The following is a 25,314-nucleotide window of genomic DNA, read 5'->3' on the forward strand; positions in this document are numbered from 1 at the left end:
CGCCGGCCGCTTCCGGGCGGGTCGACTCGTCCGGCATCTCGTCGGCACGGCGCGGATCGGTCGGCGGCAGGTTCGCCACCGCCGCTTCGGCCAGTCGCGCCAGCGCAGCGCTCCACCGGCGCTGCTCCAGCCGCAGTACCCCGACGTCGTCGCCGGTCTCCGCCAGGCGTGGGTCCAGTCGCAACGCCTCCCGGTAGGCCCGCTCCGCCAGGTCGTACATCCGCATGTTGGCCGCGACCAGACCCAGCACCAGGTGGCCCTGCGGCTCATCGGGGGCCAGTTCCACCCCGCGCCAGGCCGCGTTCAACGCCGGCTGGCCGTTGCGGGAGCCAGCCAGGATCGCCGCGGCGCTGCGCTGGGCGTACGCGTCCTCCGGGCCCAGGGCCAGGATCTCGTCGGCGGTACGGGCGGCCTCGGCGTACCGTTCGAGGTCACCGAGGGCCAGTCCACGGGCGACGAGCGGGGGCACCTGTCCCGGCGCGGCGGCCACTGCGGCCTGGGCGGCGGCGAGCGCCTCGGCCGGCCGGCCGGCGGCCAGGTGCACCCGGGCCAGCATTGTCGACACGCTGGCGGCGGCCGGGTCGAGGGCCAGGGCGAAGCCGAGTTCGGCCACGGCCTCGTCGTATCGGCCCAGCTCGGCCAGGAGCGTGGCGCGTTCGAGGTAGCCGTCGGCGGCGGGCGGATCGGTGGGGACGTCGGCGGACATCGCGGCGAGCCTAGGCGCTCGGCTGCTCGTACACCAGGGCGACCGCGATCCCGGCGAGCCCCTCCCCGCGCCCGGTGAAGCCCAGGCCGTCGGTGGTGGCGGCGGAAACCGTGACCGCCGCCCCGACGGCCTCCGACAGCACCCGCTGGGCCTCGTCCCGACGTGGGCCGATCTTCGGCCGCACCCCGACCACCTGCACGGACACGTTGCCGATGGCGAAGCCGGCGGAGCGTACCCGGCGGGCCGTCTCGGTGAGCAGGGCCACCCCACTCGCTCCGGCCCATTCGGGCTGTCCCACCCCGAAGTTGGCCCCGAGATCACCGAGGCCGGCGGCGGAGAGCAGCGCGTTGCAGGCGGCGTGGGCGGCCACGTCCGCATCCGAGTGCCCGGCCAGGCCGTCCTGCTCCGGCCAGTACAGACCGGCCACCCAGCAGGGCCGACCGGCCTCGAAGGCGTGCACGTCGGTCCCGATGGCCACCCGAGGAACGATCATGATCCGAGGGTACGCGCTATCGTCCGGTCGCCAGCAGATGCTCGGCCAGCGCCAGGTCGAACGGCCTGGTGATCTTCAGAGCGTGCTCCGAACCGGGCACGCAGTGCACCGGCACGCCCTGCTTCTCCACCAGCCCGGCATCGTCAGTGAGGGCGTCGGCGGCAGCGGCGTGGGCGGCGGCCAGCACCGCCCGGCGGAATCCCTGGGGGGTCTGCACGGCGCGCAACGCAGCCCGGTCGACGGTGCCGAGCACCTTCTCGTCCGCGTCGACCTCCTTGATCGTGTCGACGACCGGCAGCACCGGGATCACCGCGTCATGGCCCGCCCGGACCGCCGCCGCCACCGATTCCACGAGCGCGGGCGGGGTGAGTGCGCGAGCCGCGTCGTGCACCAGGACGATCCCGGGACCGGCGGGTACCGCGGCGAGCGCGGCGGCCACCGAGGCCTGCCGTTCCGCACCACCGGGAACCACGGTCACCGGGGCGATCGGTGCGAGCAGCTCGCCCACGGCCGCCACCTCCGCGACCGGTGCGGCCACCACGATGCTGTGCACCGAGGGGGCTTCGGCCAACCGACGAACCGCGTGCACCAGCAGCGGCTCACCGGCCAGCAGCCGAAGTGCCTTCGGTCGACCGGGCCCGAGGCGTACGCCGGCACCGGCCGCAGGCACGAGGACCGCGACGTCACCGCACGGATTGAGCTGCGCGGTCACGTCGCGGTCCTCGACGGTTTGTTCGCTACGAATCGGGTACGACGATGCGGTGCGGACTAGGCCTCCGTCAGCACCTTGTCGAGCAGCGTCTCCGCCTCGTCCTTGGTGCTCTTCTCGGCCAGCGCGACCTCGCCGACCAGAATGTCGCGAGCCTTGGCGAGCATGCGCTTCTCGCCCGCGGACAGCCCCCGCTCCCGCTCGCGACGCCACAGGTCACGGACGACCTCGGCCACCTTCAGCGGGTTACCGGAAGCCAGCTTCTCCAAATTCGCCTTGTAACGCCGCGACCAGTTGGTCGGCTCCTCGGTGTGCGGAGCCCGGAGAACGTCGAAGACCTTGCCGAGGCCCTCTTCGCCAACCACCTCGCGCACACCCACGATCTCGGCGTTCTCGGCCGGTACCCGGACCGTCAGGTCACCCTGCGCGACCCTCAGGACGAGGTACTGCTTGGGCTCGCCCTTGATGACCCGAGTCTCGATTGCCTCGATGAGTGCGGCCCCGTGGTGGGGGTAAACAACGGTCTCGCCGACACTGAAAACCATAGGTTCGAAACCCCTTTCGCTGTGTCTAGGGTAACACGCTCAGGCACCGATGTCTCACCGCTGTCCTGACCGTTGGCGCAGCTCAGGGGCCCTGTGAGAGGTATTTCTTCGGCTTGACAGACCATCCAGACGATGATTCGAACACGTTGAGTAACCTTGGGATGACCCCCGGACACCACTGCCATGGACGTGGAGATCCGGGAGAACAAGCGCCGAGGCCCTGCAACACACCCACTGGAGATCAAGGGCTACGCACCCGTTCCATGATATCCCGCCGCAGTCCGACGCGGGCAGCGGTAGCGGTACCCGGCCTGGTGCGGGACGCTTGAGGGGTGCCGCGTCCGCACACCCGTGAGGTTCCAGGGGGTTGTAATGGGCAAGGCTGACGCCGATGGTCCCGGGCTGCCCGACCTGCCGCCGGAATGGGGCCGCGTGGTCGTCCCGGACGACATCGCTGCCCTGGCCGACGAGGCTGAACAGATCCGCCGGGAGCTGCGACGGACGGCGGCGGACCAGCGCCGCTGGCGTCCACCCGCCGCACCGGTGATCGTGCTGATCGTCGCGGTCCTGACCACCCTCGCCGGCCTGGCCGCCGTCACCTGGCCCAGGGCCAGCCGGACCGGGCCGGGCGCGACTACGCCCGACCCGACACCGGCGCAGCTGACCGGTCGCCCCCTGCCCGCGCTCGACCTGGTCGACGGCGGGCAGTCGCCGGTGCCGCTGCGCGGGCTGCTGCCGGTGGTGGTGCTGCTGGTGGACGGATGTGCCTGCCCGGAGCAGGTGGCCGCGGCGGCGACGGCGGCACCGGCCGGGGTGACCGTGGTCAGCGTGGCCGCCGCCCGGCCACGGGCAGCGCCGCCGGGAGTTCGCGCACTCGCCGACCCGGCCGGCGGCCTGCGTGCCTTCCTGCACCTGCCGGCCAGTCAGGACGGCGTGACCGCCCTGCTCGCCGACCGCACCGGCCGGATCACGCTTGTGGTACCCGAGGTCACCTCGATCGCCGACCACCACGCCGAACTGTCCCGGCTGGGCTGATTGACCCGCCGGATAAGCAGACCACCCGGATCGCTCAGCTCAAGGCGATCAACCGGGCCTCGATCTGGACCGGCTCCGACCCGGCTGGCGAGAACGACAACCGGGCCGCGGCACCAATGCCGGTGAGCTCCATCATGACCTGCCCGCCGTCGCAGCCCACAGTCATCGGGGCCGCTGACCGGGCACCGGCGACGGCTACCAGCAACTCGCCCGGGCCGGTGCAGCGCAGGCGCAACAGGTGCCGCTCGCCCCGCTCCATCCGGGTCTGCCGGACGACCGCCGCACCGGAACCGAGCCTCGCCGACTCGGTCCAGACCAGCTCGGTCCCGCCCACGTACCAGCCGCTCGGCGCGGCGGAACCCGTGGCCGGGCGCTCCGCCGGCCCGTCGTCCGCCCCGACCACTGCGCCGGTGCGCGCGTCGACCAGGACGGAGGAGGTGGCATTCGGAAGCTCGGAAACCGTGCCACCGGTGACCGGGTTCCCCCGCCAGTACGTGACGGCTGACGGGAGGCCCACACCGGTCTGCGCCTCCGGTGCCGCTACCCGCCACCACCAGCCGCCGAGGGTCAGCGCCGCCACCGCGACGGCGGCCAACAGGGCCCCGCGTAGCCGATGGATGGCATCGACGTCCATACCTGAAGCGTAGCTCTGTTGGATGGTCAGGCGCTTCGTTCCAGCAGGGCGGCGTAGAGGGTCAGCCCTGGCCCGAAGGCCAGCATCACCACCCGGCGTGGTGCCGGTGCCGACCGGAACAGGCGGTCGAGGATCAACAACACCGTCGGCGAGGAACAGTTGCCGTGGTCGTTGAGCGTCTCCCGGGACGCCGCCAACGCCTCCGGCGCCAGCCCCAACTCACGCTCCACCACGTTGAGGATGCGTGGACCACCCGGGTGCACGGCCCAGCCGTCCACCTCCGACCGGCGGGTGCCGTGCCGGGCCAGCACCTCGTCCACCAGCCCTCGGACGTGCGCCGACAGCACCTGAGGCACCTTCGGCGACAGTCCCATCCGGAAACCGGTGTCGGTCACCTCCCAGGTCATGTGGTCGGCGGTGGAGGTGTCGGTCACCGAGGCGACCTCGCGTACGGCGTACCCCCGCCCGCCGGGAACGACCGCCGCGGCGACGGCGGCATCGGAGAAGAGCGCGTGGGAGACGATCTGCTGGGTGTCCATCCGGGCCGAGGAGGGTTGCAGGTGCAGGCTGGTCAGCTCGGCACAGAGCAGCAGCGCGGGACGCCCCCGCGCTGTGACGAAGTCACCCACCGCGCCCAGCCCCGGCAGCGCCGCATAGCAGCCCATGTGACCGACGAACATCCGCTGGGTCGTCGCGGCCATGCCCAGATCCCGGGCGAGCAGGATGTCCAGCCCCGGGGTCGCGTACCCGGTGCACGAGCACACCACGAAGAGTCCGACGTCACGGGCGTCCAGCCCGGCGGCGGTCAACGCCCGGCCGACCGCCTCCTTACCCAGCGGCAACGCCTCGACCTGGTAACGGAGCATCCGTCGCTCGGTCGGCCAGTCGGAGACGTCCTCAAGCAACGGGTTGACCGCTGCCTGCCGCCGGGTCACGCCGGAGTGCGCGAATATCCGCTCGGCCAACGCGCGGGTGGAGCCGGAGAAGTGCTGGGAGAAGAACTTCTCCCACAACTCCTGCTGGTCAGCCGAGGGCGGATGGGCCGTGCCCAGGCCCGCGATCACCGGTACGGACACGGTCCCACCTTCCTCTCGCAAGCTCACATCTGACGCTCGCCAGTCCCGCCCCCGGTCACGACCGCAGGGCCGACAGGCTCATTCCCTCACGCTCACCAACGAGGACTCGTTCCGTCACGGTCCGGGTCACCGCCGAGTGTGGCGATGCCGAGCCAGTCGGCACAGACGTCGGAGGTGGCCGGGTGCAGCGACCCGCAACGAGCATCGCGGTACAGGCGTTCCAGCGGATGGCCCCGTCGGGTGGCGGAGGTGCCGGCCGCCTCCAGCATGGAGGCTGCCACCTCCGCCGCGGTCGTACCGGCCAGCAGCTTCGCCCGCCACACCCACCTGTTGGTCTCCTCGTCGCCCGGCGCCTCGTCCACCCGTCGGGCCGCCTCGGCGACCACCAGCTCCGCCGCCGCCACCGCGGCGTCGGCGCGACCCAGCCGGGCGCGTACCGCCGGCAGCCCGGCGAGGTTCCGGGCGTTCAGGTGTTCCGCGGCCGCGTCGATCGCCGCCCTGGCCACCCCCACGTAGACGGCCGCGTAGCTGGCCACCAGCCAGTGCGGCATGAGCTGGGCCACCACCAGGGCCAGCCCTTCGACCCCGCCGAGCAGCCGGTCGGTCCCGACGGTCACGTCGAGGTGCAGGTCGTGCGAGGCGGTGGCGCGCATGCCGAGGGCGTCCCAGGTCGGCTCGACGGTCAGGCCCTCGCCGGCCGGAACCAGGAACTGCGAGACCACCGACGGGTCGGCGGCGCTGCGGGCCGCCACCAGGTAACCGTCGGCGTGACCGGCACCGGAGCAGAAGGTCTTGCTGCCCTTGATCCGCCAGCCGCCGTCGACAGGTTCGTAGACCGTGGCGAGCTGGGACAGCCGGGCACCCGCGCCCCGCTCGCTCATCGCGACCGCGTACCACGCCCCGTCGGCCGCCGCCCGCAACAGGCGGTCGCGGGCAGCCAGTGCCTCCGCCGGTACGCCGAGCGCCTCGGCCAGTTCCTCGGTGACCGCGCCGAGCGCCCCGGTGACCGAGGCGTGCATGTTGAACACCAGCGCGGTGGCGCCGTTGCCCCGGGCCAGTTCGGTGGCGACAGCCGCGTACGCCGCGAAGGTGGCCCCGGTGCCACCCAGCTCGGCGGGAACCATCAGCCCGAACAGTCCCGCCTCTCGCAGGTCGGTGAAGTCGTCGACCGGAAACGAGCCGTCCCGGTCGTGGGCGGCGGCCCGCGCCGCCAGCCGGGGCGCCAGCCGCCGGGCCGCCGACGCCGCTCCACTGCGCTCGGTCATGGATGGAACCCCCTCTTCGGCCATTGCCATACCCTCACCTGGATCAGCTATCCGTCGCGCGCACCCCACGGCCCTGGTAGAGCACGGCCCTCGACCCGGTCGGCACGATGCGCGGTGCCTGAGCGGGCGGCGTCGGGGCACCCGTGGCCTGCCGGAGCAGCCACCGCAGCAGCCCCGGCACCCCTGGCCGGACACCACGGACCCGCAGGTCGACGCCGTGTCGGGCGCTTTCGGCGACCAGCTCGCGATCGTCCACGAACAACCGAGGATCGTGGATGCCACGCGGCACGGTGGGCAGACGTTCGGCGACTCGGACCGCGACCAGCCGGGCCAGCGCGGTGTCGTTGAGGGTGTCCAGCACCAGCAGGCCGCCCGGCCGCAGCAGGCGACACGCCTCGGCCACCGCCGCCCGCCAGTCCGGGACGTGCTCCAGCAACTCGCCGGCGGCGACCACGTCGGCGCAGCCGTCCACGAGCGGTACCGCCGTGGCGTCGCCGTTGACCGCCGTCACGCCGTGCGCCGCCGCCTGCGCCAGTGCCGAGCGGGTGAGGTCCACCCCCACGTGTCGGTAGCCCTTCCCGGCCAGGTGGGGGGCGAGCAGCCCCGCCCCGCAGCCCAGGTCGACCAGGAGCGCGCCCGGTCGCGTCGCCGGGGGCACCAGCGCGGCCCGCGCCCGGGCCAGCCAGTGCAGCATGGCGAACACGCCGTCTGGCCGCCACCACTCGTCCGCCAGGTCGTCGTACTGGCGCGGATCGTTGCGGGGCAGCACGCGGCCGACGTCACGCATGGCAACGAGCGTGGCACGACTCCCCGGTAACGACCAGACTTCCGTTATGTCGTCGACGGTGTTAGGGCTGGTCAGAGCGAGCCATCCGGAACCGACCGCGGCGGTCACCACAGTGGCCGGTCTGCTCGCCGTCGGTGTCGGGCATCCACCCGGCGGCGTGGTCGCGGTGGTGCTCACCGTGGCTGCCAGCCAGTTCACCGTCGGGTGGACCAACGACCTGCTCGACGCGGACCGGGACGCCGCGGTCGGACGTACCGACAAGCCGTTGGCCGCCGGCGCGCTGAGCCGGCGTACCGTCGCGGTGGCCGCCGCCGTGGCAGCCACCGCGACCGTGGCGCTGGCGCTGACCACCAACCCGACGGCGGCGATCTGCGCCACCGTCGCTCTGGTCTCGGCGTTGCTCTACGACTGGCCGCTGAAGTCCACCCCGATCTCGGTGCTGCCGTACGCGATCTCCTTCGGCGCGCTGCCCGCCTTCGTGGTGCTGGCACTGCCCGACGCTCCGCCGCCCCCGGTCTGGCTGGTGGTCGCGGCGGCGTTGCTCGGCGCGGGGGCCCATTTCGCAAACGTGCTGCCCGACTTCGTCGACGACGCCCGGACCGGGGTCCGTGGGCTGCCGCACCGGCTCGGTGCGACGGGCAGCCGGGCGGCGGCCGTCGGGCTGCTGATCGCGGCGACCGTCACGCTGGTGCTCGGGCCGCCCGGGCCGCCGACGGGCGTGGGTCTCGCGGCGGTCGGCGCCACCATCGTGATCTTCATCGTGGCCTGGTACGCGGGCCGGGCCGGGAACACCGCCGGAGCCCGGCCGGTGGCCGCCTTCCGGGCGGTGCTCCTGGTCGCCCTGATCGACGTCGCCCTGCTGGTCACGAACGGTCGGCTCGGCTGAGTCTCCCCCCGGCAGGTGGTCGCACCGGGTCGGCGTGCGGGCCACGATCAGCTCCAACTACCCTGGAGCCCGGTCTGCGCGGGCATGGCCAGCGGTTCCGGCGGGTAGGCCGGGTGTGATCGTGACGAGGAGGACCGACGTGAGGCGCTCGATCAGGGGTTCCCGGCGGGCTGCCGTGCTGCTGCCCGGGATCGCGGCGGCAGCCGGGCTGCTGCTGTCCGGATGCGGCGCCGGCCAGATCTCCGAGACGGCCAACAAGGTGCCGTCGGTCCAGGGCGCCAACCTCGCGGCCGGCGACGGGAAGTACGCCGTACGCGGTGCCCTGGTCGCCTATCCCGGTGTCGAGGGCTACCAGGCCGGCGACAACGCCCTGCTCAACGTCGTCCTCTACAACGACTCGGCGGACCCGGTGACGGTGACGGTCACCTCGTCGGACGCCCGCGAGGTGGTGCTCACCTCGGTCGCCGCCGCGACCAGCCCATCACCCACCGCGTCCCCGTCGCCGACCGCGTCCCCGTCAGCGGAGCAGTCCCCGGAGGGCTCCCCCTCACCGGACAACTCCGCTTCGCCGGACAACTCGCCCTCGCCGGACGAATCTCCGTCGCCCAGCCCGACCGAATCGCCCTCGGCCGGTCCGGCCCGGATCGAGATCCCCCCGCTGAGCTACGTGCAGCTCAACACCGAGGGTGAGCAGGTGCTTCAGCTCGTCGGGCTGAACGAGGCCCTGCTCGCCGGCCAGAACGTCACGCTGACCTTCGACTTCGGCGGCGAGACGGTCACCAGCCCCGCACCGATCGCCGTTCCGCTCACCCCCGCGCCCGAGCCGTCGCCGATCATCGAGCGGCACACCGGGTACGAGGGCGAAGGCGGCCACTGAGCCCGACCGACCGGCGTCGCGTACCGCGACCGAACCGGTCCAGGTGATTTCCGAGGGCGCCGTCGGCGTGGTGTAGCCATGCCGACGGCGCCCTCGTCGTACCCGGGGGTTAGCGTCGGTCGGGTGAGCATCTCCCGATCGACCCCGTCCCGGGCGAGCACCGGCTCGCGCGGTCGCGCCGCCGCTCGCGAGCCGCGGCCCGCGTACGAGTGCGACGCCTGCGGACACCAGCCACCGAAGTGGGTGGGCCGCTGTCCCGAGTGCGGCGAGTGGGGCTCCGTGGTCGAATGCACGATCACCGGCCCGACCGTCTCGGGTCGGGTGGTGAGTTCCCGGATGCCCGCCGAGCCCGCCCGGCCCATCGCCACCATCAGCGCGGCACCGGCCCGGGCCCGGCCCACCGGAGTCGGCGAGCTGGACCGCGTCCTCGGTGGCGGCCTGGTCCCCGGTGCCGTGGTGCTGCTCGCCGGTGAGCCGGGGGTGGGCAAGTCGACTCTGCTGCTCGACGTCGCCCAGCAGTGGGCCGCCGGAGCGGGCAGCCCGTCGCTTGTGGTGAGCGGTGAGGAGTCGGTCAGCCAGGTGCGGCTGCGGGCGGAGCGCATGGGCACCCTGCACGACCAGCTCTTCCTGGCCGCCGAGAGTGACCTCGCGGCGGTGCTCGGCCATCTGGACGCGGTCAAGCCCGGCCTGCTCGTGCTCGACTCGGTACAGACCATCTCGACCACCGGCACCGAAGGCGTGCCCGGCGGGGTGACCCAGGTCCGGGCAGTCACCGCCGCCCTGGTCGCGGTCGCCAAGGAACGCGGGGTCGCCACCGTGCTGGTCGGCCACGTCACCAAGGACGGACAGGTCGCTGGTCCTCGGGTGCTTGAGCATCTGGTCGACGTGGTGCTGCACTTCGAGGGTGACAAGCACTCGTCGCTGCGGATGGTGCGCGGGGTCAAGAACCGGTTCGGCGCCGCCGACGAGGTCGGCTGCTTCGAGATGCACGAGGGCGGCATCAGCAGCCTCGCCGACCCCTCCGGGCTGTTCCTGACCCGTTACTCCGAGCCGGTCCCGGGCACCTGTGTGACGGTAGCGATGGAGGGCCGCCGGGCGTTGCTCACCGAGGTGCAGGCCCTGATCGGTGCCACCGTGGCCGGGTCGCCCCGGCGTACCGTCTCCGGGCTGGACTCCGCCCGGCTGGCGATGGTGCTGGCGGTGCTCCAACGCCGGACCGAACGGCTCACTCTGCACGACCGGGAGGTCTTCGCGGCCACCGTGGGCGGCATCCGGGTGGTGGAGCCCGCAGCCGACCTCGCGGTCGCCCTCGCCGTCGCCTCGGGAGGGCTCAACCTGGCGATCGCCCCGCACCTGGTGGCGATCGGCGAGGTCGGTCTCACCGGCGAGGTGCGCCGGGTGGGCGCGGTGCCGCGCCGGTTGGCCGAGGCCGCCCGGCTCGGCTTCCGGCTGGCCCTCGTGCCGCCCGGTTGCGGGCCCACCAGCGCCGGTGCCGGTCCGGAGCAGATGCGCGTGATCGAGGTCACCGACGTCCGCTCGGCGTTGCAGGCCGCCGCGCGGGCGTCGGCGGAGTGAGCCGTCCACCGGTCGGGTCGGGCAGGGCGGGCGGAATCGTGACACATCACAGTAACCGCGAGAGCACCCACCGCACGGCAGTCCGTAGACTGTGCCCGTGCCGATCGACCGCGATACCACCAAGCCAGCCGGCGCGACGCCCCACGCCCGCACCGCTGCCGTGGGCTCGCCCGCCCGACCCATCAGCGTGAGCGTGACCGGGGGCGGCGTCGTCGGCGACCCGCTGCGCGCCAACCTTGCCCTGATGGCGCCGGGCACCGCACTACGTGACGGGTTGGAGCGGATCCTGCGGGGTCGGACGGGTGCGCTGATCGTCCTGGGCTACGACAAGGTGGTCGAAGGGCTCTGCACGGGTGGCTTTCCGCTGGACGTCGAGTTTTCGGCGACCCGAGTCCGGGAGCTGTGCAAGATGGACGGCGCGGTGGTGCTCTCCAGCGACGGCACCCGGATCGTCCGGGCGGCGGTTCACCTGATGCCCGATCCGACGATCCCGACCGAGGAGTCCGGCACCCGGCACCGCACCGCGGAGCGGGTGGCCCGGCAGACCGGCTACCCGGTCATCTCGGTCAGCCAGTCCATGCGCATCATCAGCCTCTACGTCAACGGTCAGCGGCACGTGCTGGACGACTCGGCGGCGATTCTCTCCCGTGCGAACCAGGCGCTGGCCACCTTGGAGCGGTACAAACTCCGCCTCGACGAGGTCTCCGGCACCCTGTCCGCCCTGGAGATCGAGGATCTGGTCACCGTACGCGACGCGGTGGCCGTGGTGCAGCGCCTGGAGATGGTCCGGCGGATCGCCGACGAGATCGCCGGCTACGTGGTCGAGTTGGGCACCGACGGGCGGTTGCTCGCCCTTCAGCTGGACGAGTTGATGGCCGGCGTCGACGCTGACCGCACCCTGGTCATTCGGGACTACCTGCCCACCGGTCGCAAGTCCCGGACCCTTGACGAGGCGCTTGTCGAGCTGGATCTGCTCAGCGCCACCGAGCTGATCGACCTGGTCTCGGTCGCCAAGGCGATCGGCTACCCGGCCGCCTCGGACGCTTTGGACGCGGCGGTCAGCCCGCGCGGCTTCCGGCTGCTGGCGAAGGTGCCCCGCCTTCCGGTGGCCGTGGTCGACCGGCTGGTGTTGCACTTCGGCAGCCTGCAACGGCTGCTCGGTGCCACGGTGGAAGACCTGCAAGCGGTCGACGGCGTCGGTGACGCCCGGGCCCGGGGCGTACGCGAGGGGCTGTCGCGGCTGGCCGAGGCGTCCATCCTGGAACGCTACGTCTAGGCCTGCGTCGAAGTCCTCGGTCGTCCCCGCGGCTCGGCCGGCGATCCGGCCGAGCGACCCGAGCGCCGACTACTTGAGGACCAGCTTCGCGGGTTGGCTCAGCTTGGTGCCCACCCGGGCGAAGACCTGGTACGTCCCGGCCGGCACGGCCGGCCCGTTGGCCACGCCGTCGGCGCACCGGCTGCTGTCCCTGCCGTTCCAGTTCACCTGGTAGGAGCGTTCGAAGCCGGGGGTGAAGGACTGCACGTCCGACCCGGCGGCTGTGCCACAGGTGTCCGAGGACCAGACCACCTCGGCCCCGGCCTTGATGTACAACTCCTGGGCGGTCGCGCCGACGTCTCGGCTGCACGTCCGGTCGGACCGGTTACGGATCTTCAGGTTCAGGTCGACGTGGGCCCCTGAGGCGGCCTGCGCCGGCAGCGCCACGGCGGTGACCGAGAGTTCGGTGTCCGCACAGTTGCCTTCGTCTGCGACCGGATCTACCGCTGGCGGGTCGTTGCTGAGGCTCGGCTCGTTCTCCGGGGCGGACGGCTCGGCACCGTCCCCGGGATCGGCGGGGTCGGCACCGGCGTCACCGGACGGCGGCGCACCGGTCTGCGGCGTCAGCACCGACCCGGTCGGGTCCGGCGTGCCGGTCGCCACGCCCGAGTCGGGTTGTCCCTCGCCGGTCGGGTCGTTGCCTCCGGTGGGCCCGTTACACGAATAGAACAGGACAATCAGGAAGAGCAGCACCGCACCGAGCACGACGGCGCGACGCCGCCAGTACACGGTGGGAGGCAGGGGGCCGACCGTCAGACGCATGATGCCCCCACCGTAGCGGCGGCGCGTGCGGCGGACGTCAGCGACGCGCCGTGACTCCCCCGTCCCATCGGATCCGACCCTCCATTCACGACGGTACGCACCGACGGCAGTCACTCAGCGCGACCGTCCGGCTCGACTCAGAGGTAGACCTTCCGCTGGTAGATCGCGTGCGCGCCGGCCACCCGGTCCAGAAAGAGCAGGCCAGCGCAGTGGTCGATCTCGTGCTGCAGGGCGCGCGCCTCGAAACCGTCAGTCACCAGGCGTACGGTTTCGCCGCTGCCGGGCAGCGCCCCTTCCACCACCAGCCGGCTCGCGCGCTTCACGTCGCCGGTCAGGTCCGGCACCGACATACACCCTTCCCGACCTGCCTTCCACCTGGTGGCTTCGACGACCCGGGCGTTGCAGAGCACGAAGACGCCGTGCCCGGTGACCGTCTTCGGATGCCCGGTGACGTCCACCGCGAAGAGTTGGGCGCTCACCCCGACCTGCGGGGCGGCCAGGCCCACGCAGCCGGGCGAGACCCGCATGGTGGCGATCAGGTCGGCGGCCAGCTGCACCGTCTCGTCGGCGGTCGGGTCGACCTCCCCTCCCGGCCGGCTGAGCACCGGGTCCGGGGCGGAGACCACCGGGATGACCCGCCCAGCGCCAAGTGTCTCGGGTGCCCAGTCGCCGAGACCCACGTACGCGTCGGCCTGCGGGTCCGGGTTCGACACGTCCGGCGCGCCGCTCACAGCAGATCCGGTTCGGCGGGCCGGAGGGTCACCTCGACGCCGAGACCGGCGGCTGCCTCCGCGAGCCGGCCGCCGAGCGCGTCGGCGGTACCGGGGGGCAGTTCCACCTCGGCCACCACCACGTAGAGCGTCCCCGCCAAACGGGTGCTCAGGTCGGTGACGTTGCCGCCGGCCTCGGCCAGCACCCGGGTCATCGCGGCCACGATGCCCATCCGGTCGGCCCCGTGCACCGCCATCACGTAGGGTTCGCCGGCCGGTGCCGTCTCGCCGTCAGGCGTCACCGCGCGTACTGTCGCCAGCAGTTGGCCGTCGGCGGCCAGCGGCGCCAACGCGGTCTCGACCTCGGCGGCGGCCGGGCCGACACAGATCAGGGTCATCGCGAAGTGTCCCCGCAGGCGGGTCATGGTGCTGTCGGTGAGGTTGGCGCCGAGCCGGGCGAGCACCTCGGCGACGTCAGCCACGATGCCGGGCCGGTCCCGGCCGATGACGGTGATCGCAAGCTCGTTCATCCGGGCATTCTGCCCGACCGGCACCCGCCGCCGGCGTCGGCCCGCCGACCGTCCGAACGGCGGGATCGGCGTGCGTGACATCATCGGCGACGCGATGACAGAACCCACATTCGCCGGCCGGGTGAGCCGGTGGTACGAGCAGCACGCGCGGGACCTGCCGTGGCGCCGGCCCGAGACGAGCCCCTGGGCGATCCTGGTCAGCGAGGTCATGCTTCAGCAGACCCCGGTCGTCCGGGTGGTACCGCCCTGGCAGGCGTGGCTGGAGCGCTGGCCGACGCCGGCCGCCCTGGCCGGGTCCAGCCCGGCCGAGGCGATCCGCATGTGGGGACGGCTCGGCTATCCCCGTCGAGCGGTCCGGCTGCACGAGTGCGCGGTGGCCATCGTGGAGCGGCACGGCGGTGTGGTGCCGGACCGGTTGGAGCAACTGCTCGCCCTGCCCGGCGTCGGCACGTACACCGCCCGGGCGGTCGCTGCCTTCGCGTACGGCCAGCGTCACCCGGTGGTCGACACGAACGTACGTCGGGTGGTGTGCCGGGCGGTGGCCGGCGAACCGGATGCCGGCCCGACCACCCGCCCCGCCGATCTGGTCGCCACCGAGGAGCTGCTGCCCGCCGAACCGGCTGCGGCGGCCCTGGCCAGCGCCGCCATCATGGAGTTGGGGGCGGTCGTCTGCACCGCCCGGTCGCCTCGCTGCGAGGCGTGCCCCGTCGAGTCGACCTGCGCCTGGCGGGCCTCGGGACGCCCCGCTCCAGCCGGTCCGACCCGCCGCCCGCAACGGTACGCGGGCACCGACCGCCAGGTACGCGGACTGCTGCTCGGAGTGCTCCGGGAGGCTACCGGCCCAGTGCCGCATCAACGCCTGGACCAGGTGTGGGTGGACGACGTGCAGCGCGCTCGGGCACTCGCCGGCCTGGTCGACGACGGTCTGGTCGAGCCGGTCGGTGAGACGTCGTTCCGGTTGATCGGCGACGGCCCTCCGGCACCGGTGGCCGGTTGAGAACGTGTTCGAGGGCCGGCCCCGATCGGGGCCGGCCCTCGGCATCTGTCGGTTGGATCAGGCGGAATAGCCCCGGCTGGCGATCCAGTCGGCCAGCGCGTCGGTGCTGATCCAGTACTCGGCCCGGGCGGCGTCTGCCGAGTCGGCGATCTTCATCTGGTCGCCGCCGTCGCGGTAACCGGTCACCGCGATGTAGTGCCCACCATCGAAGGTGTGGCTGCCCCCGTCGAGGTCGGTCGCGGTGCCCACGACGTTGGCCACCACGCCCCGGCCGCTGTCGACGGCACGGACGACGTCTTCCCGTAGCCGGTCGGTCTCCGCTCGGTCGGCGGCCTGGCCCGGGATCTCCACCGTGCGGTAGACATCCTCACCGGCCTTCCGGTTGAGGGCCTCGGTGATCAGGAAGGCCGAGTCGGTGCCCCGCTCGGTGGTGCCCATCTCGCGGGCCAGGTCATCCTGGGAGACGTCCTTGTTGAGGATGCTCAGGGTGTTACGGACCGCTGCCGGACCGCAGTAGTAGAAGTTCGGCTGGGCCTCGTAGCGCACCTTCAACTGCCGCTCACCCTTGCCGTGCCCCCGCTCGGTCACGGCGGCCAGCGGGTCGGAACTCGGCGGGGCAGCGGTCGCGCTCACCGGGCCGGCGATCATCCCACCGGCGCAGACGGCACCGGCGGCGGTCAGGGCAGCCTTGCGGATCGAACTAGTCATGATCGTTTGCCTTCCGTCTCGGGGGATCGACACGACACCAGGAGATGGGAGGTTGCGAGTACCGCGTCGGATGGAGGCGGCGCGGTGCGCCTGCTCCGGGTCTGCAACGACCTCGTCGGGCCCGGCATTTCCGGGTCGGGCCGGCCGGGGTGGCCGTCGCGGTTACTCCCGGTACAACGACTCCCAGGAGCGGTCCATGCCCCGGCAAACCGTGACCGCCGTCACGACAAAGACCCACAAAGCGGACATCCGGCTATGGGGGCGGCTTACGCCTTGACCAGCACAAACGACGGCGGCCCGGTGGCATTTCGCCACCGGGCCGCCGTTTGCTTCGGCTGACGACCTTACTCGTCCGCGCCCGCCGCAGCCGTCCTGCCGCCGAGGTCGGCCGGCACGGCGTCCGGCACCTCCACCGGGCGGTCGGACCCCTTGAAGACGAGCTTGGATTTGTCGATGTCGTTGGGGTCGCCTTCGCAGTCGACCACGACGATCTGTCCCGGGGTCAGTTCGTTGAACAGGATCCGTTCGGAGAGGTTGTCCTCGATGTCGCGTTGGATGGTGCGGCGTAGCGGGCGGGCGCCGAGTACCGGGTCGAAGCCCTTCGCCGCGAGGTACTTCTTGGCGTTGTCGGTCAGTTCCAGACCCATGTCCTTGTTGCGCAGCTGCGTCTCGATGCGGGAGATCATGATGTCGACGATCGAGAGGATCTCGTTCTGCCGCAGCTGGTGGAAGACGATGGTGTCGTCGATGCGGTTGAGGAACTCGGGCCGGAAGTGCTGCTTGAGTTCGTCGTTGACCTTCTGCTTCATCCGGTCGTAGTTCGACTCGGAGTCCTCCGAGGCCTGGAAGCCCAGCGACACCGCCTTGGCGACGTCACGGGTGCCGAGGTTGGTGGTCAGGATGATGACCGTGTTCTTGAAGTCCACGATCCGGCCCTGACCGTCGGTGAGCCTGCCGTCCTCCAGGATCTGCAACAGCGTGTTGAACACGTCCGGGTGGGCCTTCTCGATCTCGTCGAACAGCACCACGCTGAACGGCCGGCGCCGCACCTTCTCGGTCAGCTGCCCACCCTCGTCGTAGCCGACGTAGCCGGGAGGGGCACCGACGAGCCGGGACACCGTGTACCGGTCGTGGAACTCCGACATGTCCAACTGGATCAGCGCGTCCTCGGACCCGAACAGGAACTCCGCGAGCGCCTTGGACAGCTCGGTCTTACCCACACCCGACGGGCCGGCGAAGATGAACGACCCCGACGGACGCTTCGGGTCCTTCAACCCCGCCCTCGTGCGGCGGATCGCCTTCGACACCGCCTTGACCGCGTCTTCCTGCCCGATGACGCGCTTGTGCAGCTCGTCCTCCATGCGCAGCAGACGCGAGGTCTCCTCCTCGGTCAACTTGTAGACCGGAATACCGGTCCAGTTGCCCAGCACCTCAGCGATCTGCTCGTCATCGACCTCCGAGACGACGTCCAGGTCACCGGCCTTCCACTCCTTCTCCCGCTGCGCCTTCTGACCCAGCAGCTGCTTCTCGGTGTCCCGCAGCTGCGCGGCCCGCTCGAAGTCCTGCGCGTCGATCGCGGACTCCTTGTCCCGACGCACCTGCGCGATCCGCTCATCAAAGTCCCGCAGGTCCGGCGGCGCCGTCATCCGACGGATCCGCATCCGCGCACCCGCCTCATCGATCAGGTCGATCGCCTTGTCCGGCAGGAACCGATCAGAGATGTACCGATCGGCAAGCGTCGCCGCCGCCACCAAAGCCGCGTCGGTGATGGAGACGCGGTGGTGCGCCTCGTACCGGTCCCGCAGACCCTTCAAAATCTCGATGGTGTGCGCCAGCGACGGCTCACCCACCTGGATCGGCTGGAACCGCCGCTCCAACGCGGCGTCCTTCTCCAGGTGCTTGCGGTACTCGTCGAGGGTGGTCGCGCCGATGGTCTGCAACTCACCCCGCGCCAGCATCGGCTTCAAAATGCTCGCCGCGTCGATCGCACCCTCCGCCGCGCCCGCACCCACGAGGGTGTGAATCTCGTCGATGAACAGGATGATGTCGCCCCGGGTGCGGATCTCCTTCAGCACCTTCTTCAGACGCTCCTCGAAATCACCCCGATACCGGGAACCCGCCACCAACGCACCCAGGTCGAGCGTGTAGAGCTGCTTGTCCTTCAGCGTCTCCGGCACCTCACCCTTGATGATCTTCTGGGACAGGCCCTCCACCACGGCGGTCTTACCCACACCCGGCTCACCGATCAGCACCGGGTTGTTCTTGGTGCGGCGGGACAGCACCTGCATGACCCGCTCGATCTCCTTCTCGCGCCCGATCACCGGGTCGAGCTTGCCCTCCCGAGCCGCCTGAGTCAGGTTCCGACCGAACTGGTCCAACACCAGACTCGTCGACGGCGCGGCCTCACCCGGGGCGGCACCAGCGGCAGCCGGCTCCTTACCCTGATAGCCCGACAGCAGCTGGATCACCTGCTGACGCACCCGGTTCAGATCCGCGCCCAACTTCACCAGCACCTGCGCGGCGACACCCTCACCCTCACGGATCAAACCCAGCAGGATGTGCTCCGTGCCGATGTAGTTATGCCCGAGCTGCAACGCCTCCCGCAACGACAGCTCCAACACCTTCTTGGCCCGCGGCGTGAACGGAATATGCCCGCTCGGCGCCTGCTGACCCTGACCAATGATCTCCTCCACCTGCTGACGCACGCCCTCCAGAGAGATCCCCAGACTCTCCAAAGCCTTCGCCGCGACACCCTCACCCTCATGGATCAGGCCCAACAGGATGTGTTCCGTACCGATGTAGTTGTGATTGAGCATCCGGGCCTCTTCCTGGGCCAGGACGACAACCCGTCGCGCTCGGTCGGTGAACCGCTCGAACATGCCCTCGTGCTCCTCACGTGCCGTGCGCACTCGATCTTGGTGGTCAAGACTCTCGGCGGGGCCGGATACGCGAGCGCCCGGGACGGGCGTCCGCGCCTCATTACTCTATCGCCGCGAGCCGACTCGGCTGACCTCGTGTGTCTGCGTCGTAGGCCCGGTACGCGTCGTTTTGCACAACCATCCACGCTCAACGGGTGTTCCGGGCATGGTCTGTGTACGCGCAGAGCGAAATTCGGCCCGCTGGCCGGGACCTCCGGGAACGCCGCACGGGGGCGCCCCGGCCCGGGGACGGCACCGCCACGGCACCATCCACAGGTTGTGGACAAGACATCCACCGGCTGTGGACAACGCGCGGTACGCCCCGAATAGTCCCGCGACGACGACGCCGGCCCGGAGACGCTCTCCGGGCCGGCGTCGTGCTCACTCCTGGTGCCTGGTCTCAGTGACCGGCCTTCGAGTGGTACTCGTCGACGATCTCCTGAGGGATCCGGCCTCGGTCCGAGATGTCCTTGCCCGCCTTGCGCGCCCAGGCCCGGATGGCCTTGTTCTGCTCGCGGTCGGCGGTCGCGCCACCGCGACCACGGGCGGCCCGACCACCGACGACGACACCGCCGCGACCGACCTTGGTGCCGTGAGCGATGTACGGGGCGAATACCTCGCGCAATTTCTCAGCGTTCGAACCTGACAGGTCGATCTCATACTGAACACCGTCGAGCGCGAACTTGACGGTCTCGTCCGCGTCCCCGCCGTCCAGGTCATCGACCAGCTTGTGAATGATCTGCTTGGCCATGCCACATTCCTTTCGAGCAGGGCTGATCCTGCCAACTGCACAAGCACAATAACCCGTCAGATGCTTGCCGCGTCAATAGGATGCGGTAACGAGGCGGTAAGTTTTCGTACGACTACTCGGGGCGAACCAAGGGGAAGAGGATGGTTTCCCGAATTCCCAGGCCGGTCAGCGCCATCAGGAGACGGTCGATTCCCATTCCCATGCCACCGGCCGGCGGCATTCCATACTCCATCGCCCGGAGAAAGTCCTCGTCCAGTCGCATCGCCTCGTCGTCGCCCCGAGCGGCCAACCGCGCCTGGGCCATCAGTCGTTCCCGCTGCACCACGGGGTCGACCAGCTCGGAGTACGCGGTGCCCAGTTCGAAACCGAGCACGTACAGGTCCCACTTCTCCGCCAGGCCCGGCTCGCTGCGATGGGAGCGGGTCAGCGGACTGGTCTCCTCCGGGTAGTCGCGCACGAAGGTGGGTGCTTCCAGGCCGGGTACGACCAGTTCCTCGAACAGTTCCTCGGCGAGCTTGCCCGGGCCCCACTTCGGGTCGACGGCCAGGCCCACCTTGTCGGCGTACTCAACCAGGCGCGCCCGCTCGGTGTGGACCGTGACCTCCTCACCCAGCGCCTCGGAAAGCACACCGAAGAGAGTGACCGAACGCCACTCGCCACCGAGGTCGAACTCCCGACCGTCGGCGTGGGTGACCACCGTCGATCCGGAGACCGCGATCGCCGCCCGCTGGACGAGATTGCGGGTCAACTCGGCCATCGTGTCGTAGTCGCCGTACGCCTCGTACGCCTCCAGCATGGCGAACTCGGGCGAGTGCGAAGAGTCGATGCCCTCATTACGGAAGTTGCGGTTGATCTCGAAGACCCGCTCGACCCCGCCGACCACGGCACGCTTCAAAAACAGTTCCGGCGCGATTCGGAGATACAGATCGGTGTTGAGCGCATTGCTGTGGGTCACGAAAGGCCGGGCCGCCGCACCACCATGCAGCAACTGCAACATCGGGGTCTCCACCTCAAGGTAACCCTCGGCGTGCAACGAATCGCGCAGACTGCGCAACGTGGCCGCCCGAGTACGCACCATCTGCCGCGCCTGCGGACGGACGACCAGATCGACGTAGCGCTGCCGGACCCGGGCCTCCTCGCTGAGCGGCTTGTGCGCCACCGGCAGGGGGCGCAGCGCCTTGGCGGTGACCGCCCACTGCTCGGCCAGCACCGACAGCTCACCCCGACGGCTGGTGATCACCTCTCCGGTGACCCCGACGTGGTCACCGAGATCCACCAGGCGCTTCCAGGCTTCCAGCCGATCCGCGCCGACCCGGTCCAGCGACAGCATGGCCTGCAGTTCGGTACCGTCACCGTCGCGCAAGGTAGCGAAGCAGAGCTTGCCGGTGTTCCGTACGAAGATCACCCGGCCGGTGACCGAGACCCGGTCGCCGGTGGCGGTGTCCGTCGGCAGGTCCGCGTATCGCTCGCGCAGCTGGCTCAGCGTGCTGGTACGCGGGTAGCCGATCGGATAGGGCTGCACACCGTCGGCGAGCATCCGGTCCCGCTTCTCCCGGCGGACCTTCATCTGCTCGGGAAGGTCGTCGGCGGGGTCGACTGGCACGGGGCTCTGTTGGGTCACGGCACGCTTCCTCAGCGGGAGAATTCGGGCGGGGTCAAGCCCCGAGCGTACTCAAACGCCCCGGGGACCGTTACTGGATAGCCTGCCGGTCATGACCGACCCCACCCAGGCCCTCTCCTTCGGCACCGCCGCCGCCGACTACGACCGCTACCGTCCCCGCTATCCACCGGCGGCGCTGCGCTGGGCGCTCGCCGGCATCGACGCTCCCGCGCAACTTGTCGATCTGGGTGCCGGGACCGGCATCCTGGCGCGTGGGCTGCTCGCCCTGGGGCACCGGGTGACCGCCGTCGAGCCCGACCCCGCGATGCGGGCCCAGTTGACGTCGCTCGACGGCGACCCGCTCGCCCTGGCCGGCAGCGCCGAGGCGATGTCGCTGCCCGACGGGTACGCCGACGCCGTGCTCACCGGTCAGGCGTACCACTGGTTCGACCGGCCACGGGCGCACGCGGAGATCGCCCGGGTGCTGCGGCCCGGCGGGGTCTTCGCGCCGGTGTGGAACCTGCGGGACGACGCGTGCGCCTGGGTGACCGAGCTGAGCCGAATCGCCGAGATCGGCGACACCGTCGAGTATCTACGGCAGAGCGTGACCGACTTCGGCGACTCCTTCACCAGCCCGGAGTGGGCCGAGTTCACCCACACCACCACGCTGACCCCCGACGAACTGCTCGGCCTGGTCCGCACCCGCTCCCACTACCTCACCGCCGCCCCTGACCGACGCGCCGAGGTCGACCGTGAGGTCCGCACCCTCCTACACACCCACCCCGACCTGGCCGGCCAGGAAACCGTCACCCTCCCGTACACCACCCTCGTAGCCCGCGCCCGGAAGATCTGAACCAACCCACGCACCAGCACCGCACCAGACCGCGACAGACGGACGAACCCCCACCACCACAGCCCCCACCCGCCAGCGGACGGATGACGCGTACCCACCGAAGGGTTCCGGGCAGCCCGACCGGCGCAGGGATCAAGCCTGACCGCCCGGAGCCGGTCGGGCTGCCCGGAAACCCCACCGCAAGAGAAGCGTCAGACGTTCCGCTCGTACACCATGCGCAACCCGATCAGCGTGATCATCGGCTCGTGATGCGTGATCGTCCGGCATTCGTTGAGCACCAACGAGGCCAGCCCGCCGGTCGCGATCACCGCCTTCAGCTCGCCCATCTCGGCGGCCATCCGCTCCACGATCCGGTCCACCTGGCCGGCGAAGCCGAAGTAGAGGCCCGCCTGGAGGCACTCGACGGTGTTCTTGCCGATCACCGAGCGGGGCCGGGTCGCCTCGACCTTGCGCAGCTGGGCGGCACGGGCGGCGAGCGCGTCGAAGGAGATCTCGATGCCCGGGGCGAACGCACCGCCGAGGAACTCGCCCCGGCCGCTGATGACGTCGAAGTTGGTGGTGGTGCCGAAGTCGACGACGATGGACGGCCCGCCGTAGAGGGTGTACGCGGCCAGCGTGTTGACCACCCGGTCCGCGCCGACCTCCTTCGGGTTGTCGATGGCCAGCTGCACTCCGGTTCGTACGCCGGGCTCGACGATGACGCTCGGCAGTTCCCCGTAGTAACGGGTGAGCATGGTCCGCAGCGAGCGCAGGGCCGCCGGGACCGTCGAGCAGGCGGCCACGCCGGTGATCTCGACGGCGTCACCGGCGAGCAGCCCCCGGAACATCAGCCCCAGCTCGTCGGCGGTCGAGCGGGCGTCGGTCTTGATCCGCCAGGAGTGCACCAGCTTGTCGCCGTCGAAGGTCGCCAGCACGGTGTTGGTGTTCCCGATGTCGATGCAGAGCAGCACGCACGCAGCCTAGACGGGTTCACTCCGTACGCAGGTCCAGGGCGATGTCCAGGATCGGCGAGGAGTGGGTGAGCGCGCCGACGGAGAGGAAGTCGACGCCGGTGGCGCCCACCGCCGCCGCGTCGGCGAGCGTCAGCCCGCCGGTCGCCTCCAACTCGGCTCGGTCGCCGACGGCGGCGACCACCTCGGCGAGCACGGCCGGGGACATGTTGTCCAGCAGAAGAAAGTCGACGCCGGCCTCGACCGCCTCCACCGCCTCGGCGAGGGTGTCCACCTCCACCTGCACCGGCACGTCCGGGAACGCTTCCCGAACGCGCCGGTAGGCGGCGGCGACACCGCCCGCCGCGAACTTGTGGTTGTCCTTGACCATGGCGACGTCGTGCAGGCCCATCCGCTTGTTCGTGCCCCCGCCGACCCGGACCGCGTACTTCTCCAGGGCCCGCAGTCCCGGGGTGGTCTTGCGGGTGTCCAGGACCACCGCCTTGCTGCCGGCCAGCGCGTCCGCCCAGGCCCGGGTGTGGGTGGCCACCCCGGACATCCGGCTGAGCAGGTTGAGGGCGGTGCGCTCGGCGGTGAGCAGCACCCGGGTGGGGCCGGTCACCGTGGCCAGCACGTCCCCCCGGGCCACCCGCTCGCCGTCGCGGGCCACCAGCGAGACCTCGACTGTACGTCCGATCCCGGTACTCTCGGCGGCCAGTTCGAACACGGCGGCGGCGACCGCCAGCCCGGCCACCACGCCGTCGGCGCGGGCCACCACATCGGCGGTGTCCGTCTGGGTCGCCGGGATGGTGGCGACGCTTGTCACGTCGAGCCCGTCCGGACCGAGATCCTCGACGAGCGCGTTCTCGATGATCCGGCGCACCTGGTCCGGGTCCAGCCCGGCCGCGCGCAGCAGCCGCACCGTCTCACTGGTCATCGCGTCTCCTCCCACCGGGTGGTCAACCGTCCCTGCTCGCCGACGGCACCGACCAGGTGGCCGTGCCACCGCTCGTCGGCCACCGGGAAGTCCTCCCGCCAGTGGCAACCCCGGGTCTCCCGACGTGCGTACGCGGCGGCCACCAGCGTGGCGGCCACCGTGAGCAGGTTCGTCGCCTCCCAGTCCGCAGTACGCGGTGTGCCACGAGCAACGCCCAACTCGACAAGTTCGGCGGCGGTCGCGGTGAGCGTCGCGGCCGAGCGGAGCACCCCGGCGCCCCGGGTCATCGCCCGCTGCAACGCCGGCGTCGCCGCGGCGGGCAGCACCCAGCCACCCTCCCCACGCCACGCTCCGGTGTCCGCCGGACGGGCCTGCTCGGGCAGGCCGGACGCGATGTCGTCGGCGATCCGTCGGGAGAAGACCAGCCCTTCCAGCAGCGAGTTGCTGGCCAGCCGGTTCGCGCCGTGCACGCCGGTGCAGGCGACCTCGCCGCAGGCGTACAGACCGGGGATCGAGGTCCGACCGTGCAGGTCGGTGCGGACCCCACCGGAGGCGTAGTGCGCGGCCGGGGCCACCGGGATCAGGTCGGTTCCCGGGTCGACGCCGATGGCCAGGCACGACGCGACGATCGTGGGAAAGCGGCGGGCCAGGAAGTCGCCGCCGAGATGGCGGGCGTCGAGGTGGACGTGATCGTCACCGGTGGCCAGCAGCACCCGGTGGATGCCCTTGGCGACCACGTCCCGTGGCGCCAGCTCGGCCAGCTCGTGCTGGCCGAGCATGAAGCGTTTGCCGTCGGCGTCCACCAGGTGCGCGCCCTCGCCCCGCAACGCCTCGGAGACCAGCGGCTGCTGGGCGTGGCCGGCCCCCGGCACTCGGGAGTGTTCCGGCACGATCAGCGCGGTCGGATGGAACTGCACGAACTCCACATCGGTGACCGCCGCACCGGCCCGCATGGCCAGGGCGACCCCGTCTCCGGTGGAGACCGCCGGGTTGGTGGTGGCCGCGAAGATCTGCCCCATGCCGCCGGTGGCCAGCACGACCGCGCGGGCCAGCAGCGCACCGACACCGTCCTCGCTGCCCTCGCCGAGCACGTGCAACGTGATCCCGCACGCCGCGCCGAGCCCGCCCGGGCCGTCGCCGGGGGCCCGGAGCAGATCCAGCACCAGCGCGTGCTCGACGAGCCTGATCCACGGGTCGCGGCGTACCGCCTCGTGCAGCGCCCGCTGCACCTCCGCACCCGTCGCGTCGCCGCCGGCATGCACGATGCGGTCCGCCCGGTGCCCACCCTCCCGGGTGAGCATCAACGAGCCGTCGGCGTTGCGGTCGAACTCGGCACCGAGGCGCATCAGTTCCCGCAGCCGGGTCGGCCCCTCCTCCACCAGTACGCGGACCGCCGCCGGGTCGCACAGGCCCACGCCGGCGATCTCGGTGTCGGAGGCGTGCATGGCCGGGGTGTCGGTCGGGTCGAGTACCGCGGCGATGCCGCCCTGTGCCCACCGGGTCGATCCCTCGTCGATGTCGACCTTGGTGACCACGGTGACGTGCAGGCCCGCCTCACGCAGATGCAGCGCGGCGGTCAGCCCGGCCACGCCGGAGCCGACCACGATCACGTCGGTGGTCTCCACCCAGCCGGGTGCCGGGGCGGCCAGCCGGTTCGGCAGCGCCGGCAGGCCGACGGTCGGTAGGTCCATGCCCACAGTCAACCCGAATGGCTTT

General features: G+C 71.3%; 24 protein-coding genes and 1 pseudogene. 7 read left to right on the forward strand and 18 right to left on the reverse strand.

Annotated features, from left to right (window positions below):
* Positions 1-79 precede the first annotated feature (79 nt).
* The 4 genes and pseudogenes from ACN26Z_RS29105 to ACN26Z_RS29120 form a co-directional block, all read right to left on the reverse strand.
* Positions 80-706: pseudogene (locus ACN26Z_RS29105) on the reverse strand (tetratricopeptide repeat protein); the annotation flags it as partial.
* Positions 707-716: 10 nt separating this feature from the next.
* The gene (ispF, locus tag ACN26Z_RS29110) at positions 717-1,202 is read right to left on the reverse strand and encodes a 2-C-methyl-D-erythritol 2,4-cyclodiphosphate synthase (RefSeq protein ID WP_093403277.1); all 486 of its coding nucleotides are present in this window, start codon (positions 1,200-1,202) and stop codon (positions 717-719) included.
* 13 nt (positions 1,203-1,215) lie between these two features.
* Positions 1,216-1,911 carry a 2-C-methyl-D-erythritol 4-phosphate cytidylyltransferase gene (gene ispD, locus ACN26Z_RS29115; RefSeq protein ID WP_282236626.1) on the reverse strand — a complete coding sequence of 232 codons (696 nt, stop codon included), beginning with the start codon at positions 1,909-1,911 and terminating at the stop codon, positions 1,216-1,218.
* Positions 1,912-1,967: 56 nt separating this feature from the next.
* Positions 1,968-2,453 (reverse strand): CarD family transcriptional regulator, encoded by a 486-nt coding sequence (locus ACN26Z_RS29120; RefSeq protein ID WP_007073334.1) that lies wholly within the window; start codon positions 2,451-2,453, stop codon positions 1,968-1,970.
* Between the two features lie 372 nt (positions 2,454-2,825).
* Here ACN26Z_RS29120 and ACN26Z_RS29125 point away from each other — a divergent pair, with 372 nt between their 5' ends.
* Entirely contained in the window at positions 2,826-3,488 is a 663-nt protein-coding gene (locus ACN26Z_RS29125) for a hypothetical protein (protein ID WP_421464342.1), read from the forward strand.
* A gap of 34 nt (positions 3,489-3,522) precedes the next feature.
* On the opposite strand, the gene ACN26Z_RS29130 is transcribed toward ACN26Z_RS29125, so the two are convergent.
* The 4 genes from ACN26Z_RS29130 to ACN26Z_RS29145 all read right to left on the reverse strand — a co-directional run bounded on the left by ACN26Z_RS29130 (position 3,523) and on the right by ACN26Z_RS29145 (position 7,250).
* Positions 3,523-4,122, reverse strand: a complete 600-nt coding sequence (locus ACN26Z_RS29130; protein WP_421464344.1) for a hypothetical protein — start codon at positions 4,120-4,122, stop codon at positions 3,523-3,525.
* A gap of 26 nt (positions 4,123-4,148) precedes the next feature.
* Positions 4,149-5,198 carry a type III polyketide synthase gene (locus ACN26Z_RS29135; RefSeq protein ID WP_421464346.1) on the reverse strand — a complete coding sequence of 350 codons (1,050 nt, stop codon included), beginning with the start codon at positions 5,196-5,198 and terminating at the stop codon, positions 4,149-4,151.
* Between the two features lie 92 nt (positions 5,199-5,290).
* Positions 5,291-6,463 carry an acyl-CoA dehydrogenase family protein gene (locus ACN26Z_RS29140; protein ID WP_396884966.1) on the reverse strand — a complete coding sequence of 391 codons (1,173 nt, stop codon included), beginning with the start codon at positions 6,461-6,463 and terminating at the stop codon, positions 5,291-5,293.
* Between the two features lie 43 nt (positions 6,464-6,506).
* Positions 6,507-7,250, reverse strand: a complete 744-nt coding sequence (locus tag ACN26Z_RS29145; RefSeq protein ID WP_421464348.1) for a methyltransferase domain-containing protein — start codon at positions 7,248-7,250, stop codon at positions 6,507-6,509.
* A 46-nt stretch (positions 7,251-7,296) separates the two neighbouring features.
* On the opposite strand from ACN26Z_RS29145, the gene ACN26Z_RS29150 reads away from it, so the two are divergent.
* The 4 genes from ACN26Z_RS29150 (at position 7,297) to disA (ending at position 11,864) form a co-directional block, all read left to right on the forward strand.
* On the forward strand, positions 7,297-8,136 hold the full coding sequence (locus ACN26Z_RS29150; protein ID WP_421464350.1) for a UbiA family prenyltransferase: 840 nt from the start codon (positions 7,297-7,299) through the stop codon (positions 8,134-8,136).
* A gap of 139 nt (positions 8,137-8,275) precedes the next feature.
* A complete protein-coding gene (locus ACN26Z_RS29155; protein ID WP_421464352.1) occupies positions 8,276-9,013 on the forward strand; it encodes a hypothetical protein in 738 nt (245 codons plus the stop codon).
* Between the two features lie 78 nt (positions 9,014-9,091).
* Positions 9,092-10,588 (forward strand): DNA repair protein RadA, encoded by a 1,497-nt coding sequence (gene radA, locus ACN26Z_RS29160; protein ID WP_373870733.1) that lies wholly within the window; start codon positions 9,092-9,094, stop codon positions 10,586-10,588.
* Between the two features lie 97 nt (positions 10,589-10,685).
* A complete protein-coding gene (disA, locus tag ACN26Z_RS29165; RefSeq protein ID WP_093403667.1) occupies positions 10,686-11,864 on the forward strand; it encodes a DNA integrity scanning diadenylate cyclase DisA in 1,179 nt (392 codons plus the stop codon).
* Between the two features lie 69 nt (positions 11,865-11,933).
* On the opposite strand, the gene ACN26Z_RS29170 is transcribed toward disA, so the two are convergent.
* From ACN26Z_RS29170 to ACN26Z_RS29180, 3 genes are all read right to left on the reverse strand, one after another.
* A complete protein-coding gene (locus ACN26Z_RS29170) occupies positions 11,934-12,665 on the reverse strand; it encodes a hypothetical protein (RefSeq protein ID WP_282236619.1) in 732 nt (243 codons plus the stop codon).
* A 137-nt stretch (positions 12,666-12,802) separates the two neighbouring features.
* Positions 12,803-13,396 carry a peptide deformylase gene (locus tag ACN26Z_RS29175; protein ID WP_396884973.1) on the reverse strand — a complete coding sequence of 198 codons (594 nt, stop codon included), beginning with the start codon at positions 13,394-13,396 and terminating at the stop codon, positions 12,803-12,805.
* Entirely contained in the window at positions 13,393-13,905 is a 513-nt protein-coding gene (locus tag ACN26Z_RS29180) for a glycine cleavage system protein R (protein ID WP_093403260.1), read from the reverse strand. Before ACN26Z_RS29180 ends, ACN26Z_RS29175 begins: the two co-directional genes overlap by 4 nt.
* Positions 13,906-13,999: 94 nt before the next feature.
* Between ACN26Z_RS29180 and ACN26Z_RS29185 the strand changes: the two genes are divergently transcribed.
* Entirely contained in the window at positions 14,000-14,902 is a 903-nt protein-coding gene (locus ACN26Z_RS29185; RefSeq protein ID WP_421464356.1) for an A/G-specific adenine glycosylase, read from the forward strand.
* 57 nt (positions 14,903-14,959) lie between these two features.
* Here ACN26Z_RS29185 and ACN26Z_RS29190 read toward each other — a convergent pair whose 3' ends face one another.
* From ACN26Z_RS29190 to lysS, 4 genes are all read right to left on the reverse strand, one after another.
* Positions 14,960-15,613 (reverse strand): C39 family peptidase, encoded by a 654-nt coding sequence (locus ACN26Z_RS29190; RefSeq protein ID WP_093403663.1) that lies wholly within the window; start codon positions 15,611-15,613, stop codon positions 14,960-14,962.
* A gap of 341 nt (positions 15,614-15,954) precedes the next feature.
* Positions 15,955-18,489 (reverse strand): ATP-dependent Clp protease ATP-binding subunit, encoded by a 2,535-nt coding sequence (locus ACN26Z_RS29195; RefSeq protein WP_282240668.1) that lies wholly within the window; start codon positions 18,487-18,489, stop codon positions 15,955-15,957.
* 439 nt (positions 18,490-18,928) lie between these two features.
* Positions 18,929-19,279, reverse strand: coding sequence for a histone-like nucleoid-structuring protein Lsr2 (locus ACN26Z_RS29200; protein ID WP_093409819.1), 351 nt, complete (start codon positions 19,277-19,279; stop codon positions 18,929-18,931).
* 112 nt (positions 19,280-19,391) lie between these two features.
* On the reverse strand, positions 19,392-20,900 hold the full coding sequence (gene lysS / locus ACN26Z_RS29205) for a lysine--tRNA ligase (RefSeq protein ID WP_421464358.1): 1,509 nt from the start codon (positions 20,898-20,900) through the stop codon (positions 19,392-19,394).
* A 91-nt stretch (positions 20,901-20,991) separates the two neighbouring features.
* Here lysS and ACN26Z_RS29210 point away from each other — a divergent pair, with 91 nt between their 5' ends.
* Positions 20,992-21,732: a class I SAM-dependent methyltransferase gene (locus ACN26Z_RS29210; RefSeq protein ID WP_421464360.1), complete on the forward strand. Its 741-nt coding sequence runs from the start codon at positions 20,992-20,994 to the stop codon at positions 21,730-21,732.
* 191 nt (positions 21,733-21,923) lie between these two features.
* Here the strand turns inward: ACN26Z_RS29210 and ACN26Z_RS29215 are convergent, their stop codons facing one another.
* From ACN26Z_RS29215 to ACN26Z_RS29225, 3 genes are read right to left on the reverse strand one after another with little or no spacing between them, the layout of a single operon-like run.
* Positions 21,924-22,682: a type III pantothenate kinase gene (locus ACN26Z_RS29215; RefSeq protein ID WP_093409827.1), complete on the reverse strand. Its 759-nt coding sequence runs from the start codon at positions 22,680-22,682 to the stop codon at positions 21,924-21,926.
* 19 nt (positions 22,683-22,701) lie between these two features.
* The gene (nadC, locus tag ACN26Z_RS29220; protein ID WP_421464363.1) at positions 22,702-23,598 is read right to left on the reverse strand and encodes a carboxylating nicotinate-nucleotide diphosphorylase; all 897 of its coding nucleotides are present in this window, start codon (positions 23,596-23,598) and stop codon (positions 22,702-22,704) included.
* Entirely contained in the window at positions 23,595-25,289 is a 1,695-nt protein-coding gene (locus ACN26Z_RS29225; RefSeq protein ID WP_421464364.1) for an L-aspartate oxidase, read from the reverse strand. Before ACN26Z_RS29225 ends, nadC begins: the two co-directional genes overlap by 4 nt.
* Positions 25,290-25,314: the final 25 nt, after the last annotated feature.

It is taken from the genome of Verrucosispora sp. WMMD703 (assembly GCF_049178935.1).
Classification (GTDB): Bacteria; Actinomycetota; Actinomycetes; order Mycobacteriales; family Micromonosporaceae; genus Micromonospora; species Micromonospora sediminimaris.

Coding starts and splice junctions, on each gene's coding strand:
- ACN26Z_RS29120 (WP_007073334.1), bottom strand. CDS start 2,453: ATGGTTTTCAGTGTCGGCGAGACCGTTGTTTACCCCCACCACGGGGCC.
- ACN26Z_RS29125 (WP_421464342.1), top strand. CDS start 2,826: ATGGGCAAGGCTGACGCCGATGGTCCCGGGCTGCCCGACCTGCCGCCG.
- ACN26Z_RS29130 (WP_421464344.1), bottom strand. CDS start 4,122: ATGGACGTCGATGCCATCCATCGGCTACGCGGGGCCCTGTTGGCCGCC.
- ACN26Z_RS29140 (WP_396884966.1), bottom strand. CDS start 6,463: ATGACCGAGCGCAGTGGAGCGGCGTCGGCGGCCCGGCGGCTGGCGCCC.
- ACN26Z_RS29145 (WP_421464348.1), bottom strand. CDS start 7,250: ATGCGTGACGTCGGCCGCGTGCTGCCCCGCAACGATCCGCGCCAGTAC.
- ACN26Z_RS29150 (WP_421464350.1), top strand. CDS start 7,297: ATGTCGTCGACGGTGTTAGGGCTGGTCAGAGCGAGCCATCCGGAACCG.
- radA (WP_373870733.1), top strand. CDS start 9,092: ATGCCGACGGCGCCCTCGTCGTACCCGGGGGTTAGCGTCGGTCGGGTG.
- ACN26Z_RS29170 (WP_282236619.1), bottom strand. CDS start 12,665: ATGCGTCTGACGGTCGGCCCCCTGCCTCCCACCGTGTACTGGCGGCGT.
- ACN26Z_RS29180 (WP_093403260.1), bottom strand. CDS start 13,905: ATGAACGAGCTTGCGATCACCGTCATCGGCCGGGACCGGCCCGGCATC.
- ACN26Z_RS29185 (WP_421464356.1), top strand. CDS start 14,000: ATGACAGAACCCACATTCGCCGGCCGGGTGAGCCGGTGGTACGAGCAG.
- ACN26Z_RS29195 (WP_282240668.1), bottom strand. CDS start 18,489: ATGTTCGAGCGGTTCACCGACCGAGCGCGACGGGTTGTCGTCCTGGCC.
- ACN26Z_RS29200 (WP_093409819.1), bottom strand. CDS start 19,279: ATGGCCAAGCAGATCATTCACAAGCTGGTCGATGACCTGGACGGCGGG.
- ACN26Z_RS29210 (WP_421464360.1), top strand. CDS start 20,992: ATGACCGACCCCACCCAGGCCCTCTCCTTCGGCACCGCCGCCGCCGAC.
- nadC (WP_421464363.1), bottom strand. CDS start 23,598: ATGACCAGTGAGACGGTGCGGCTGCTGCGCGCGGCCGGGCTGGACCCG.
- ACN26Z_RS29225 (WP_421464364.1), bottom strand. CDS start 25,289: ATGGACCTACCGACCGTCGGCCTGCCGGCGCTGCCGAACCGGCTGGCC.